Annotated in this window: 12 protein-coding genes and 1 pseudogene; 11 read left to right on the forward strand and 2 right to left on the reverse strand. The window is 59.8% G+C overall.

The window, feature by feature from the left end; translation table 11 throughout:
* The first annotated feature begins 42 nt into the window (after positions 1 to 42).
* The gene (locus BN2476_RS29815) at positions 43 to 1,053 is read left to right on the forward strand and encodes an alpha/beta hydrolase (protein WP_087737858.1); all 1,011 of its coding nucleotides are present in this window, start codon (positions 43 to 45) and stop codon (positions 1,051 to 1,053) included.
* Between the two features lie 99 nt (positions 1,054 to 1,152).
* Here BN2476_RS29815 and BN2476_RS29820 read toward each other — a convergent pair whose 3' ends face one another.
* Entirely contained in the window at positions 1,153 to 1,467 is a 315-nt protein-coding gene (locus BN2476_RS29820; RefSeq protein WP_087737815.1) for a DUF3331 domain-containing protein, read from the reverse strand.
* Between the two features lie 431 nt (positions 1,468 to 1,898).
* Here BN2476_RS29820 and BN2476_RS29825 point away from each other — a divergent pair, with 431 nt between their 5' ends.
* Positions 1,899 to 2,984 (forward strand): AI-2E family transporter, encoded by a 1,086-nt coding sequence (locus BN2476_RS29825; RefSeq protein WP_087737816.1) that lies wholly within the window; start codon positions 1,899 to 1,901, stop codon positions 2,982 to 2,984.
* Between the two features lie 102 nt (positions 2,985 to 3,086).
* Here the strand turns inward: BN2476_RS29825 and BN2476_RS29830 are convergent, their stop codons facing one another.
* Positions 3,087 to 4,190: an OpgC domain-containing protein gene (locus BN2476_RS29830; RefSeq protein ID WP_087737817.1), complete on the reverse strand. Its 1,104-nt coding sequence runs from the start codon at positions 4,188 to 4,190 to the stop codon at positions 3,087 to 3,089.
* Positions 4,191 to 4,786: 596 nt separating this feature from the next.
* Between BN2476_RS29830 and BN2476_RS29835 the strand changes: the two genes are divergently transcribed.
* From BN2476_RS29835 to BN2476_RS29875, 9 genes and pseudogenes are all read left to right on the forward strand, one after another.
* On the forward strand, positions 4,787 to 5,947 hold the full coding sequence (locus BN2476_RS29835) for a polysaccharide biosynthesis/export family protein (RefSeq protein WP_438942910.1): 1,161 nt from the start codon (positions 4,787 to 4,789) through the stop codon (positions 5,945 to 5,947).
* Positions 5,944 to 6,387: a low molecular weight protein-tyrosine-phosphatase gene (locus tag BN2476_RS29840; protein WP_087737818.1), complete on the forward strand. Its 444-nt coding sequence runs from the start codon at positions 5,944 to 5,946 to the stop codon at positions 6,385 to 6,387. The genes BN2476_RS29835 and BN2476_RS29840 overlap by 4 nt, the downstream gene beginning before the upstream one ends.
* 11 nt (positions 6,388 to 6,398) lie before the next feature.
* Positions 6,399 to 8,627 (forward strand): polysaccharide biosynthesis tyrosine autokinase, encoded by a 2,229-nt coding sequence (locus tag BN2476_RS29845; protein ID WP_087737819.1) that lies wholly within the window; start codon positions 6,399 to 6,401, stop codon positions 8,625 to 8,627.
* A 62-nt stretch (positions 8,628 to 8,689) separates the two neighbouring features.
* Positions 8,690 to 9,193: pseudogene (locus BN2476_RS29850) on the forward strand (UDP-glucose 6-dehydrogenase); the annotation flags it as partial.
* A gap of 242 nt (positions 9,194 to 9,435) precedes the next feature.
* Entirely contained in the window at positions 9,436 to 10,149 is a 714-nt protein-coding gene (locus tag BN2476_RS29855; RefSeq protein ID WP_087737820.1) for an acyltransferase, read from the forward strand.
* Positions 10,136 to 10,966, forward strand: a complete 831-nt coding sequence (locus tag BN2476_RS29860) for a glycosyltransferase family 2 protein (RefSeq protein ID WP_087737821.1) — start codon at positions 10,136 to 10,138, stop codon at positions 10,964 to 10,966. Before BN2476_RS29855 ends, BN2476_RS29860 begins: the two co-directional genes overlap by 14 nt.
* Positions 10,963 to 12,114: a glycosyltransferase family 4 protein gene (locus tag BN2476_RS29865; RefSeq protein WP_087737822.1), complete on the forward strand. Its 1,152-nt coding sequence runs from the start codon at positions 10,963 to 10,965 to the stop codon at positions 12,112 to 12,114. The genes BN2476_RS29860 and BN2476_RS29865 overlap by 4 nt, the downstream gene beginning before the upstream one ends.
* A gap of 16 nt (positions 12,115 to 12,130) precedes the next feature.
* Complete coding sequence (locus BN2476_RS29870) at positions 12,131 to 13,240, forward strand: glycosyltransferase family 4 protein (RefSeq protein WP_087737823.1); 1,110 nt, start codon at positions 12,131 to 12,133, stop codon at positions 13,238 to 13,240.
* Complete coding sequence (locus tag BN2476_RS29875; RefSeq protein WP_087737824.1) at positions 13,237 to 14,721, forward strand: lipopolysaccharide biosynthesis protein; 1,485 nt, start codon at positions 13,237 to 13,239, stop codon at positions 14,719 to 14,721. The genes BN2476_RS29870 and BN2476_RS29875 overlap by 4 nt, the downstream gene beginning before the upstream one ends.
* The last annotated feature ends 39 nt before the right edge of the window (positions 14,722 to 14,760 follow it).

The following is a 14,760-nucleotide window of genomic DNA, read 5'->3' on the forward strand; positions in this document are numbered from 1 at the left end:
TTCGCAGGCATAATCGGGCAACGCACAAACGGAGTGCACGTCATGCTCGAACCTGAAATCGTGGCATTCGTCGAACGGACGAAAGCGCTTTATCCGGGCGACCGCTCGGCATCGACGGTCGTCGAGCAGCGGGCGATGTACGAGCGTCTCGCCGCCGCATTCACGCCGCCATTGCCCGATGGCGTGCGCGCGCACGATGCGCCGTTCACGTCGCCCGATGGACACACTTGCATGCTGCGCCTGTATGCGCCTGCCCAACGTGAGCGGTGCGAGCGGTCGCCGGGCACGGTGCTCTATTTTCACGGCGGGGGATTCGTGGTCGGCTCGCTCGCGAGTCACGAATTGATCACTGCGCGCATCGTGGCGGATACGGGCCTGTGCCTAATCGCCGTCGATTACAGGCTTGCGCCTGAACATCCCGCGCCCGCTGCTCACGACGATTGCCTTGCCGTCACGCGCGCCGCGCTCGATGGGCGCTTGCCGTTCGGTCCGCTGCCGACGTCGCTGCAACTCGCGGGCGACAGCGCGGGCGCGACGCTCGCGGCGAGTGTTGCGATGCGGTTGCGCGACGAAGGGGTGAAGGGCGTACGCGGTCTCGCGCTGGTTTATCCGATGCTCGGTGTCGAACCGCAATCGCCCGCGCGCGAGACGGAAGCCGAAGCGCCGATGCTCACGCTCGCCGACGTGCGGCGCTACAGCGCGTTGTATTGGGGCGATGAGGCGGGCAACGAAGCGGATCGAGCGGACGGAGCGAACGGCAGCATCGGCGGCATGCGCGCGAGCGTTTCTGCGCGTATAGCGTGGACGATTCCGCTCGAAGCATCACGTTATGATGGATTGCCGCCGACGCTTGCGATCGGCGTCGAGCACGATCCGTTGCGCGACGATGCGCGCGTGTTCGCCGAACGCATCCGCGCGGCGGGCGGGCAAGCGCATGCGCCCGTCGGCAAGGGCCTTGTGCACGGCTCGTGGCGCGCGCTGGCGACGAGTCCCGGCGTGCGATGGATGCATGGCGAGGTGTGCCGCTTCCTGGCCGACCACGCAGCGGGCTAGCAGATGCAACAACAGCCTGTCGCACGCGATCCTTTCGCGTGCTATGCCGCTCGTTCTGCCCAGGAACCCTTTGCGTTCGATTGTTGCCAGAAACCTCGGTTATGCGGCGAGCGCGTGTTCGAGTTCTTCCGCCGCGAGCGCGTGTTCGAGCACTTCGGCCGCGATCATCGCGGATGCATTGGCGGGAGCCGGGCGCTCGGCCGGCTTGAAGACGGCGTCGCCGCGGCGGATCTTGCGGCGCGATACGGCGCAGGTGCCGGACGAGTGCGCCGAGCGGCGGCGCCAGCGCTGCTCGCCGTAGTGACAGCGGCCCGGCTCGATCCAGCGAATGATTAGCGTTGTGTCAGAGTGCTCGAGTATCTCGATGCGCAACCCGTCGGCGCCCATCAACGGTAAACACTCCAAGGTCGTCATGGTCGGCTCCGTAGTTGTGGTGTGTGCCGAATTTAGTCCCGCGCGCGCGTGAGAGCCATTGTGCCTGCGTAGAAACACTGTTCCCGATTCCGCAATAATCAGATGGCGGGTATGTACGCGGACGGTAATAGGCCGCTTTGCGGGCCGTAATCGCCATTACACGCAAATCTGCAACGAACTGTTGTATCAGTGGCGGAAAAGGGCGGGATCGCTGGGCGGCGTGGATGGGCGTGCGCGGCATCCCTTATGATGTGCGCCTCGACAGGCGAGCGGCGCGCAGGCGGCAGGCTCGAAGCAGGTATCCCGCGTGCTTGCCGCCGATGGTCCGTGCCGGGTCCGTCATCCGGGTCCGTCATCTATTCGCGCTATCTTTGAGCGCGCAGGCGGCTCATGCGGGCAGCCCATGCAGTCCGCTCATTCTACGAGGTCACATGAATCAACGTCCGCCAGATGTCCCATCCGGGACCGACACGCCCGATCGCCGAAAGATGCAGCGCGTGGCCTCGGCCACGCTCTATGCCGTGATGGTGGTGCTGGCGATCTGGGTGATACGCGATTTCGTGCCCGCGATCGCGTGGGCTTGCGTGATCGCGATTGCACTGTGGCCGGCATTTCATCGGGTCGAACAACACGACGTCTTCAAGGGACGCACGACGCTGATCGCGACCGTGCTGACCATCGTCATCGGGTTGCTGTTTCTGTTGCCCGTCGGGATCGGCATCGCGCAGGCCGCCAACGAAGCGCACGATGTGATCGAGTGGTTACGCACTGTGCACGAGAACGGCGTTCCCGTGCCGGATTTCGTGCAGCATCTGCCGTTCGGCGCGGCGCAGATCGGCGCGTGGTGGGAGGCGAATCTCGCGCAGCCGCTGCGCGACTCGCCCGCGATGAAAGGCCTGCACGGCGACGCCGTCGTGACGTTCGGCCGGCATTTCGGCGCGCGAGCCGCGCATGCGCTGATGCTGTTCGGCTTCATGCTCGTCACGCTGTTCGTGATCTTCCAGGCAGGCCCGAGGCTGTCCGGCTCGCTGATGAAGGGCGTCCAGCGCGCGTTCGGCCACGAAGGCCAGCATCTCGTCGAGCGGATGGCGTCGGCCGTGCGCGGGACGGTGTCGGGGCTCGTCGTGGTCGGCATCGGCGAGGGCGCACTGCTTTTCGTCGCATACATGTTGACGGGCGTGCCGCACGCAGCACTGCTCGGATTCATCACAGCGATCGCCGCGATGCTGCCGTTTTGCGCCCCCGTCGTGTTCTGCGGCGCGGCGCTGTGGCTCTTCATCATCCAGGGGACGATCGTCCCGGCGATTGTGCTTGCCGTGTTCGGCTTTATCGTCGTGTTCGTGGCCGAGCACTTCGTGCGCCCTATGCTGATCGGCAATTCGACGCGGTTGCCGTTTCTGCTGGTACTGTTCGGGATTCTCGGTGGCGCGGAAACGTTCGGCCTGCTGGGTCTGTTCGTCGGCCCCGCGCTGATGACGGTGCTGATGGTGCTGTGGACCGAGTGGATCGAGCGCTGATCCACTGATTCGCTTTTGCGTTTATGCGCTGTTACGGCGCGTGGCAGCGCGTTCGTGATAGCGCTTCGAACGGTGGCTTGCGTGAACGGCTGATCGGCCCGATCAGGCTGGGCCCGAGCCGCGTAGACGCAAGGTCAGCACGCGAGCGATCGGCGCGGACACTCTGGCGACCGCGAACAGCGAACCGATCGCGACGGTATCCGCGATGAGTCCGAGCGGAACGTTCAGGTAGCCGTCGGTTGCGGTGTACAGGAGCGAGTCGACGACCAGCGAGATCACCGTGCCCGCGATGAAGCACAGCAGGCCTTTGCGGCCCACGAGCCCGATCCATGGCAGGCGCTGCGCGATCGCCTTTGCCCAGCCAATGCGCACCATATTCGCGGCGAGCCACGCGATCGCGAGGAAGTTCGCGGCGCGCAGCCACGACAGATTCTGCTTGAGGCTGCCATCGAGCGGCACCGTTTCGACGAACAGCTTGTACCAGGCGGCCGTTCCGACCACGGCGCACGCGAGCGCCGTCACGATCCAGCCATAGCGGTGCGCGCTTGCGCGCTGATAGACGGGCTGAGTCTGCGCGATCACTCCTGATACGAACATCAACTGCCATGCGAACGGGTTGAAGTCCCACTGCGCGTCTTCTGCGACGGGCAGATGCGGCAGCATCCACGGCGCAATCGACCACACGGCCAGGCTGCCTGCAAGCAGCAGCCAGGGCTTGCTGCGCGCGAGCGGCAAGACCACGGGTACGGCGAACGCGAAGAACGCGTACATCGGCAGAACGGACGCCAGATAGGGCTGACGGCGGAACAGCAGGATGTCGCGCAGCACGGCCGTGGGCGTATCCATCATGTCGTCGAGATCGGTCGTGGCCATGTTGGGCGCGTCGATGCTGAATGCGCTCATCACCGCGCTCACGACGAGCATGAGGACAGCCGTGATCAGAAATGCCCTATACAGCTCGACGGAGCGCCGGAAGAAACGGTTGCGCGCGTTGGCTTCCGTGTGGCGCTTCGCGAGCGACGCGTAGGCCGTCGCCGTCGCAAACCCGCCGAGGAAGACGAAGACTTCGGCAGCGTCGCACAGCGCGTACGCATGCAGCGTGGCGCGCGACAGGATGCTGCCGCCGATATGGTCGACGACGATAAACAGAAGAACCAGTCCTCGGAAGAAGTCCAGCTCGATCAGACGGTTTGTGGATGTCCGCATGCAGTTTCGATGGCAAAGCGCCTCCGCGAAACGGTGCGCGGGCGGCGCGCAGCGCGGTTTCGATGAGACGGGAAAACGGGTGGGGTGTGCTTGCGTGTGCGTGCCTGGCTCGTTCGCGGCATGGCTTGATGGCGCGTTTGAGCGGCGGTTCGTGACGGCCCTGCTGACCTCTTTCGGCATTGGGCGCACGCCACGGAATCGCATGCACGACCCAAAATGGACCGCCATTATCTCTCAGAGTTCCTCCTGGTTGCGTTTTTGTTGGAAAGGTGAGCATGCGGGGTGGGTATTACGGGTCCGAGGGCAGTGTCCGCCAATAAAAATGAGATGAAGGGTTGGCGAAAACGGTTCGGGTATTGGCCGGAAATTTCCGGGCCGGATTCGTATGCTTGCGGGTCGCTGGATCGCGGGATGACACGCAGTGCAGGACACGGGATTTCGATGATCCGATTACCGACGTCAACTACGTCAGGGACGGCAAGCACAATTCAGGCTCGATCTTCGGCGAAGTCTTCATTGAAGCACTTGGTATGGCATGAGGGAACCGCGATGCGGCCGCTTAGGGATCAGCGCGAGTGGAGATAAAGGACAGGCAGATGGGAGCGGTTTCGAACGTGCCGCGCAAGCGCTATGGAATGAGTTGCTGTCTTGCGATGCTGCTTGCGGCGTGCGAGGGATTGTCGAGTTGTGCAATGGCACCCGGCATGAAGATGAATACGCTCGCTATATCGTCGGCGAGCGAGGCCGAGGCGCAAACCGGGGCGCAGAGCGAGCACCTGTCAATCACAAATATAGATGCCGTGCTGATTGCGCGGATGAAAGATGACTTGAAGCGTGCCGGCTCGAGCGAAGTGCAAAGTCTTTTGACGAACCCTGAACCCTATACGCTGGGCAAGGGAGATGTGCTGCAGATCACTGTTTGGGATCACCCAGAGTTGGCAGCATCGCAAGGCCCTGTCGGGCAAACGACAACGCGCCCCTCGGACCCAGTGCCTGGATTCGTCATCGATCAGGACGGTATTCTGGATTTTCCATATGCAGGACCGATCCACGTCGAGGGTCTTAGGCCTGAGCAGGTTCAGCGGCGTCTGGCTGTCGCGCTAGCAAAGGTCTTCATCAAGCCGCAAGTTACTGTTCGCGTTGCTTCGTTTCGCGCCAAGCAGATATATGTCGATGGCGAGGTGCACCTGCCAGGTGCGCTGCCACTTAACGACGTTCCGATGACCCTCTATGAAGCAGTGAACAGAACGGGCGGATTCGCGTCCACTGCAGATCAGAGCCGGATGGTGCTGGTGCGCGGTGGACGTTCCTACCCGCTGGATCTCACCGGGATGCTGGACAAAGGTCTGAACCCGGCGAACATCATCCTGAGGAACGGCGACCTACTTCGCGTAGTGGCACGTGACGACAACGGTGTATTCGTGATGGGGGAAGTGAACAAGCCTGTCACTGCAGTGCCAATGAAAAGCGGACGGTTGACCCTGAGTGATGCGATCGCCCAGGCTGGAAGTTTGAATAACGCAAGCGCGGACGCATCGGAAGTGTATGTCATTCGTGACTCGATGACTCCGGCTCCGCAAATCTATCACCTCGATGCGAAGTCCCCGGTTTCGATGATCCTTGCGAACCAGTTCGAGCTCAATCCTCGCGACGTCGTTTATGTCGACGGTAATGGACTGGTGCGCTTTAGCCGTGTTCTAAGCCTCTTGCTTCCGGCGATCAATGCAGCGCTTACAGGAGCGATCGTAGCCAAATGATACGGACCGTACTCATGGTGTGCGTTGGCAATATTTGCCGTAGCCCAATGGCTGAATACATTTTGCGTCAGGAATTGAAGGATATCCGCGTCTTGTCGGCAGGGCTTGACGCTTTGGTTGGACATCCGGCCGACGAAAGTGCAATTCGGGTCGCGGCTGAGTTCGGATTAGACATCTCTTCGCATCACGCTCAGCAGATCAATGGCGCGCTTGTGAGCGGTGCGGATCTGATACTCGCCATGGAAGGCAGCCACAAACACGAGATCATTCGACGGCATCCTTTCGCATCAGGCAAGGTATTTCGACTGGGCGAGCATGAGGATTTCGATGTGCCGGATCCATACCGCAAATCCTTGGATCATTTTGTTGACTCGTTCCAGTTGATACGGCGCGGTGTCAAATTGTGGACTCCCCGCATACGGGCGTTGGCAAGGTTTTGAAAAACACTAACATGATCAACGAATTAAAGAGCGGAACGGATGAATCTAACGGAGAGGTCGAGGTTGTTCGTTATTTAGATATTCTGGTCGAGAGCAGGTGGCTGATTGCTGGGGTCTGCGCATTCGCACTTCTCATGGGGGTGGTGTTTGCGTTTCTGGTCCATCCGACGTACGAATCCGACATTCTGATCCAGGTGGAGGAAGACAATCCGACAAGCGCCAGTTCGTTGCTTGCGGGCGTTTCGTCTTTGTTTGACGTCAAAACGCAAGCAGAGGACGAGGTGCAGATCCTTCAGTCGCGGATGGTCGTGGAGCATGCGGTTGACGACTTGCACCTCTATATCAAGGCAAAACCGCGATACTTTCCAATTTTCGGCTGGCGTATTGCTGAGAACGCAAAGAGCCTTTCGCGCCCCGGCCTGCTCGGATTTGGTGGCTATTGCTGGGGGGACGAGAAGATCGAGGTTGCAACCTTTGATGTTCCAAAAGAACTCGAAGAGGAAAGGTTCCGATTGACGGTTCTAGGCGGTAACCGGTACAGGCTCGAACATTCCAGTCTTGACAAGCCGATTGACGGACACGTGGGCCAGTTGACCACTGTCAACCAGGGCGTCGGGCAGATGCGCATCCTTGTTACGAGCATCGATGGAAATCCGGGAGCAGTATTCAACCTCTCGCGAGAGTCCGAACTGAAGACCATTACAGATCTGCAGCAGAAGCTGGTAATCGCACAAAGGAGTAAGCAAAGTAATGTTCTGAGCGCAACTCTGCGCGGAAATGACGCAAACCAGATTGCTAACATACTGAATGCGATCGGTCACGCATATGTTGATCAGAACGTTCAACGTAAGAACGCGGAAGCTGAGAAGTCGTCGAAGTTCCTGGAAAGCCTACTGCCGGGACTGAAAAACAGCCTCGATACGGTTGAGAAGCGGTACAACGAGTTGCGCAGCAAGAAGGGCACATTTAACCTAGGTTTGGAAGCCCAAGCTTACCTCCAGGAAAGCGTCACCACACAAAGCGGTCTCGCCGATTTGCAACAGAAGCGTGCCGAAATGGCCACGCGGTTTGCCGATGGCCATCCCGCTCTGCAAGCGCTAGATCAGCAAATTTCCACGATCAAGTTGAAGCTGGCCGATGTGAGCGGCAGGATAAAACTGCTGCCAAGCATCGAGCAGGATACCGTGTCGCTGCTGCGCGACGTTCAGGTCGATACCGACATCTACGTGGGGACGCTCAACAATATCCAGCAACTCAAACTTGTAGCTGCCGGGAAGGTGGGAAGCGTGCGGCAGGTCGACTACGCTCGCGTGTCCGAAGAGCCTGTTATGCCGAAGAAGACAATTGTCATCGGTAGCGCAGTAGTGATCGGTCTGCTAATTGGCGCGATGGCAGCGTTCATTCGCGAGAGCCTTTATGGCGGAATAACAGAGGCTCATGACATCGAGCGCTTCGTGGGCTTGAACATCTACGGAACGATACCGTTGTCGACAGCGCAGAAACTGCTCAACGATTCAGCTCAGTTCAATGAAAAGGTTCTTTTGGCTAATCGTTATCCCGATGAGCCCGCAATAGAGGGTCTTCGAAGCGTCCGAACCGCGTTGGCGTTCGCTATGCTCGAAGCGCAAAATAATCGTCTTATGCTGACAGGTCCGTCACCAGGAATCGGTAAGTCGTTTCTTGCGGCAAACTTGGCGGCTGTGGCGTGCGGGGGTGGCAAGCGGGTTGTGCTTGTCGACGCGGACATGCGACGAGGCCATATAAATGCCCAATTCGGCAAGCCGCGCGGTCTTGGGCTCTCGAATGTTCTAGCAAATCAGTCCGCGCTGGACGATGTAATCCTGCGTGACGTTTCGCCGGGGCTAGATCTGATTACAACAGGAAGCATTCCTCCGAATCCGTCAGATCTCCTTCTAAGTGAAAACATGACGCGCCTTCTGGAGACACTCAGCAGCCGATATGACATGGTTCTGATCGATACGCCTCCTGTATTGGCCGCGCCCGACGCATCAATTCTGGCTTCAAATACCGGAACAGTATTTCTCGTTGCCTATTCGAAGAAGACAACGATTGGTGAACTTGTCGAGAGTACGCATCAATTGCGACGCGCCAACAGTATCCCTAAGGGCGTGATCTTCAATGGTATCGAGCCGCGAGCTTTCGGATACAGATCGAAGTATGGTTCCTACAGGTACGTCGCGTACAAGTACGGAAATGATCGGGGTGCGATTTTGAAGTGATTAGCGCTCGAGTATTGATTAATGAGACGTTCTCCTACGTCACCTTACTGATATACGAATCAATGAAAGTCAAGATTGTTGGAACTGGGTATGTCGGTCTCGTCACCGGTGCGTGTCCTACTGAACTCGGCAACGATGTATTGTGCTTCGACATCTACACCACCAAGATTGAACTGCTCAATAACGGCTTTGAACCGGACCTCGCAGACGTCATCGCTCGCACTCGCAACGCAGGGCGCCTGAGATTTTCGACCAACGTCGCCGATTCCGTCGCGCACGGCGTCGTTCAGTTCATCGCTGTGGGTACGCTACCTGATGAAGACGGTTCGGCCGATGTGCAGTATGTACTGGAAGCGGCGCGCAATATCGGCCAGCATAGGACTGCGTTCAAGGTGATCGTCGATAAATCGACGCTGCCCGCTGGCACTGCCGACAAAGTGCGTCAGACGGTAGCGGCAGAACTTTCGACGCAATACATCGACGTTATACCGTTTGCCGTCGTATCGAACCCGGAATTCTGCAAGGAGGGTGCCGCCGTCGAAGGCTTCATGTGGCCCGGCGGGATTGATCCTGAGCGAGCGGAAGGAGTTCCGCAGCTAGGATTTCGAACAGGTGAAGGTCGTCCTGAACGACATGCTGGTTTTCGATCGGCCCAATCTGTGCGACCCGCGCGAGATGATGGAGGGCGGATGGACGTACTAGACGATTGGCCGCGACACCGCGCGCACTGTCGCGTGAAGACGATGTTGCACACGGCCAATGCCGCGCGCGGTGTGTTTCTTCGGACGGCTCAAAAGGCAGCGTCAGCGTGCTAAAAGGCATCGTCAATCGCGCGCTTCTGCGCGTTCGCCCGGGCAAACAGATAGGCGACGAAATCAACAGCAGCGACCTGCTTTGGTTTTTGTGGGAGCAGGCTGTGAACGGCGTACGCGGCACGCTGCTTTCGTTGCGCTGCAAACGCGCTACGTTCTGCTTCATGGGGCGCAGCGTAAGGCTTCGGTTCGCACGCAACATCGAATTGGGCCGCTACACTGTGATTGGCGAGGGAGCAATACTGAGTGGCCTTGGCCGTGACGGTCTTCGGTTCGGTGCCCGCGTCAACATCGGTGCTTACGCACGGCTCGTGGTCGGCACGGATATCGGTCGGCCGGGCAACTACATACATATTGGCGACGGCTGCGGCATTGGCGAGTATTCGAGCGTGGGCGGATCGGGAGGCGTGTCGATCGGCCGGAACACGATCATCGGACAGCACTTCACTGCGCATCCGGAGAATCATAACTTTAGCGACCTTTCGCGCCCGATTCGCGAGCAGGGGACCACGCGCAAGCCGATCGTGATTGGAGAAGACTGCTGGTTGGGCGCGCGAGTTACAGTGCTCGCGGGCGTGACCATCGGCGAGGGCTGCGTCATTGCGGCGGGTAGCGTCGTCACGCGTGACGTGCCGCGGTTTTCGATCGTCGCGGGAGTTCCCGGACGCACTATCGGTAGTCGCCGCGAGGACAGCGATGCCGACGCTTGACATCTTCGTCGTGCTCTATAGGCGCAGGCCCGACGCGGCCGAAACGCTCGTCACGCTCAGCAGGGTTAATTTTCGGTCATTGGGTTTCGACGTTGAACTTCACATTTGGGACAACGCGGCATCCGTCCCAACACCTCCCCAACAGGGCTTTCTGCCGTTCAAATGGCGCTATATCGCGTCACAGGATAACGAGCCGCTGTCGAGGGTATATAACGCGCTCTTTCGCAATTCGACTGGTTCCTACGTGATCGTCTTCGATCAGGATTCCAGCGTCGACGAATGGTTCTTCCGGAGCCTCGCTGCGAGTATCGCGAGCGTGCACGCCGAGGTTTTCGTTCCTGTCATCAAACATGACGAACGTGTGATCAGTCCTGGGCGACTGCGGTGGATCAAAGGCGCCCCGCTTACGCACCTGAGGGTCAACGACATATTGCCGCGCCACTTCACGGCCATGATGAGCGGGCTGTGCATCGCGCGTTCGTTCCTGACACGATTAGGACAGAGACCGTTCGACGAGCGGCTTCGCTTCTATGGGGTCGATACGCGTTTCTGCCGCGATCTCGCCCAGCACGGCGGGAGCGCCTATCTTCACGATGCGGTGCTAGGACACGACTCCGCATTGCGCAGCATCACCGATTCAGATGCCGCGCTTGAACGTCAGATATGGCTCTGGCAGTCGTGGCTGCGTGTCTTCGACAGGAACGTTGGGGAAGAGTTGGCGATAAGGTGCTATGTCCTTTGGAAAGCGTGGCGCGCATCCAGGCGGCTGAATACGCCATTCAAGTTTCATGACCTGATAGCGGAGGTGTTCCGTTGAGTGCACGCCTGAACATCCTGATGATTCACCAGGGCGCGGAACTGTATGGATCGGACCGCAGTTTCGTTTCGGCCGTATGCGCGTTGCGCGGACGGTATCCCGACGCGACGATCGACATAGTGCTGCCCGAACCCGGGCCGATCATCGATCTGTTGTTGCCGTATTCGACCCAGATCATGTTCGACGGACGGGGCATCCTGCGAAAGATTGAGTTCAAAGTGCATCCATGGCGCACGCTCAAGAGTATGGTGACTGCGTGGCTTGAATATCGCCGCTTGGTTCGCTCCTACGATATCTGCTACGTGAATACGGTCGTGTGCGTGGCCGCGATTGCGGCGTTGCGCGGACGGCGTGGCGGTGCCTACGTGCATGTGCGGGAGATTCCGTCCGCGCTCGCGTGCCGAGTGTTCAAGGCAATGCTGAGGTTCTCGCGTGCATCGTTGATCTACAACTCTCACGCGACCGCAGCGGCGTTCAACCTGCCGGGTTCGGTGATTCACAACGGCGTCGACGTATTCAGCACAAGCGCGACCGCCACCTCGCGACGCGGACGTGCGCTGCGGCTTGCGATCATCGGCCGGATCAATCCGTGGAAGGGACAGCAGTTCGTGCTCGATGCCCTGCGCACGCGTGGGCGTGAGTTATCTGTCGAGGTGCGCGTAGTCGGGGACGTCTTTGCCGGCTATGAGGATTTGCTAGTGAAGCTTCAGGAGACGGCAAACGCTTGTGCACAGCATGTTGCTATCGAAGGTTTCACGAACGATCCGGCTGCACACTACGCGTGGGCGGATTTCATCCTGGTGCCTTCGATTCTGCCCGAGCCGTTCGGGCGAGTGGCGATCGAGAGCTTCGCGGCGGGGCGGCCCGTGATCGCATCGGCCACGGGTGGTTTGACGGAGATCGTGACGGATGAGGTGACGGGGTTCCTGTTTAAGCCGAACGACGCTGAGGACTTTGTGTGTGCGGTCGAGCGCGCATTGTCAATGACGGGCGTCGCCTATCAACGCATGGCGGCAGCCGCACGGCAGAGGTATATCAGGTCGTTCACGGTAGACACGTATATGTGCGCGATTGCTGAGGTTGTTTGCCCGCAGGTATCCGCCGCGCAACGGTTGCCTGTGACGGCCCTTCGGCGCGAAATTCGCTGACCCGGTTCCACGCCATATGAAAATCACGTTCATCCTGCCTCGGCTGACCGCCGGACCCACCGGCGGCGGCAAAATCGTCTATCAGTATGCGAATGCCCTCGCGAGCGCCGGCCACACCGTCGAAGTTCTGCATCCGCGCACGCTCTTTCTATGGAGTCTCAGGAAGAGTTTCGCGTTGAAGCTTCTCTCGCTTGGTGTCGATTGCGCGCGGTTCGCCGCCGTCTGGCCGACTCGCGGCAAAACCGACGTACCGTGGATGCCGATGCATCCCGCCGTGAAAATTAGCGTGGTTCCTGCGCTCTTTTCGCGCTTTATTCCCGATGCCGATGTGATTGTTGCTTCGTTGTGGCGCACCGCTGAATATGTCGAGCACTATCCGGCATGCAAGGGCCGGAAGTTCTACTTTGTCCAGCATTACGAGACTTGGTCCGGCCCGGCGCACCGGGTCGACGGCACGCTGAAGTCGACGATGAACAAGATCGTGATTTCGACGTGGCTCAAACAGCTGATCAACGAACTTTCGGGCGATGAGGTCCATCAGGTTTCGAATCCTGTGGACCATGGCGAGTTCTTTGTTACCGCTTCGATCGCAAAGCGTCCGCGTGTGGTCAGCATGTTGTATTCCCCGCACGCGTGGAAGGGGGCGGCCGATGGCGTGGCCGCACTGGAGCAGGCGAAAACACAATTTCCGGAACTGCAGGCGATTCTGTTCGGAACGTCCGCACGACCGGACTTTTTGCCCGGCTGGATCACGTACGTGCAAAACCCGGAGCGGCAGGTGTTGCGCGATGCGATCTACAACGGGTCGTCAATCTACGTGTGTCCAAGCTGGAGAGAGGGCTGGGGTCTTCCCGTGCTGGAGGCGATGGCCTGCGGATGCGCGGTTGTTACCACGGACAACGGCGGCACGCGGGATTTCGTGATCGACGGCGACAACGGGATTGTCGTGCCACCGAAGGAGCCACGCGCGCTCAGCAAGGCGCTGTTGTCGCTGCTAGCCGACGATGAACGACGCGCGGCCTTCGCCGCGCGATCCATCGAGCTCGCGCAGCGGTCCACGCTGCAGGCATCGCTCGACAAGCTGCTTACCGTGCTGGCAGAGAACCCTGCGGCGGGCAAGCCATGACGGGTGGAATAGATCGCGTCACCGGCGCGTATCGTCTGGCGAAGCTCTGGTCTACCTACATGCCGTACGCACTAGGCATGGGTGGCAACGCGGGGCTCAATATCGTTCTCATCTCGCTGCTGACCCACCGGTTGGTGCCGGCCGTGTATGGTAATTACTCGGTGTTCGTGACCGCGATCGTGCTGGCGAGCTCCGTTATCGGACAATGGCTGCAGCAGGCGACCGGGCGCTATCTTGCTGGTTCTGGGGCGCTGGCGTCGGACTATACGAAGGCGGCCGTATTGCTGGGCGCGGGTGGAATACTACTCGTGCTGGCAGTGCCTTATGTGCTTGCAGCGCTGTTTAACCTGCTGGACCGCACCATCGGCAGCGAGCTTTGGCTGATTGCGATTGTCGCCGTCGCTGCGCAGACGCTCTTTACGCTGGTCGGCACGACGCTGCAGTCCGAGCAGCGCGCATGGTCCTATGCGTTGCAGCAAACATGTGCCGGAGGACTGAAGATGGGCTTTTCGCTGCTGGCGTGCCGCGCATCGCAACAGAGCATTGGCGGTCTGCTGTATGCGTGCGCTGCTGCACAGTGCATCGGCGTGGTGCTCGGGGCATCGCAAGCGGGCCTGTTCGACAGGAGAGTGCTTGCAAAGCTCAAGTCGCGCCGGGCGTGGCTGGTGTTGGGCAAACTACGCGCCTACGGAAGCGCGATGACGCTCTGGTTCATCTTCATGAATCTCGCGATGTATTGCGATCGTCTGCTAGTGCGAGCTCTCGCGGGATCGGCGACCGCCGGGCTGTACGGTGCAGCGTCTACGTTGGTGGTCGGCTCAGTCAATCTCGTGATGGCGCCTATCCTGGCTGCGACATGGCCGCCGCTGATGGCCGCCTGGAATGTACAAAACGAGCAGGCGGCATCGCGCCTGCTCGGCAATTTGCTGACTGCGTTACTGTGCGCTGGCGTTGCCCTGGTTGCGATCGTCAGTGTTGTAGCCGAGCCGGCAACACGGCTTTTCCTTGGCGAGAAATTCGTCGCGGCGGCGCCGCTGCTGCCGCTGCTTGCCGCATCCGCGTTCAGCTTCTCGTTGGGGCCGTTCTTTCACAAGCCTCTCGAGTTCAAGGAACAGAAGACGACGATGTGTGTTTTTGCCGCGACTGTGCTGCTGCTGAACGGGGCGTTGAGCGTGGCGCTCACACCGTGGTTCGGCGGCATCGGCGCGGGAGTGGCGGCGTTGCTCGCGGGATCGACCTACTGCGTGCTCTGTACGCTGCGCGGAAGGAAATTCGTGAGATGGCGGATACGGCTAGATTTGTTGTTGGCGGTGGCGGGGGCAGGCGGTGTTGCGTCGGTTGCCAGCAATCGTTTTTTGGCGTCGTGGCATTTCGATAGCAACCTGTTGAAGTTCGCCGCCGCGTGCCTTGCGTTTATCGCCGTGTTCGGTGCCGGACTGACGGTCGTCGTTTTGCTGCATGCGAATAGCCGGCGCACGTAGACCCAGACGTTCGAGTGAATTCGATGAGCAGCACGCAAA

Source organism: Paraburkholderia piptadeniae (genome assembly GCF_900007165.1).
Classification (GTDB): Bacteria; Pseudomonadota; Gammaproteobacteria; order Burkholderiales; family Burkholderiaceae; genus Paraburkholderia; species Paraburkholderia piptadeniae.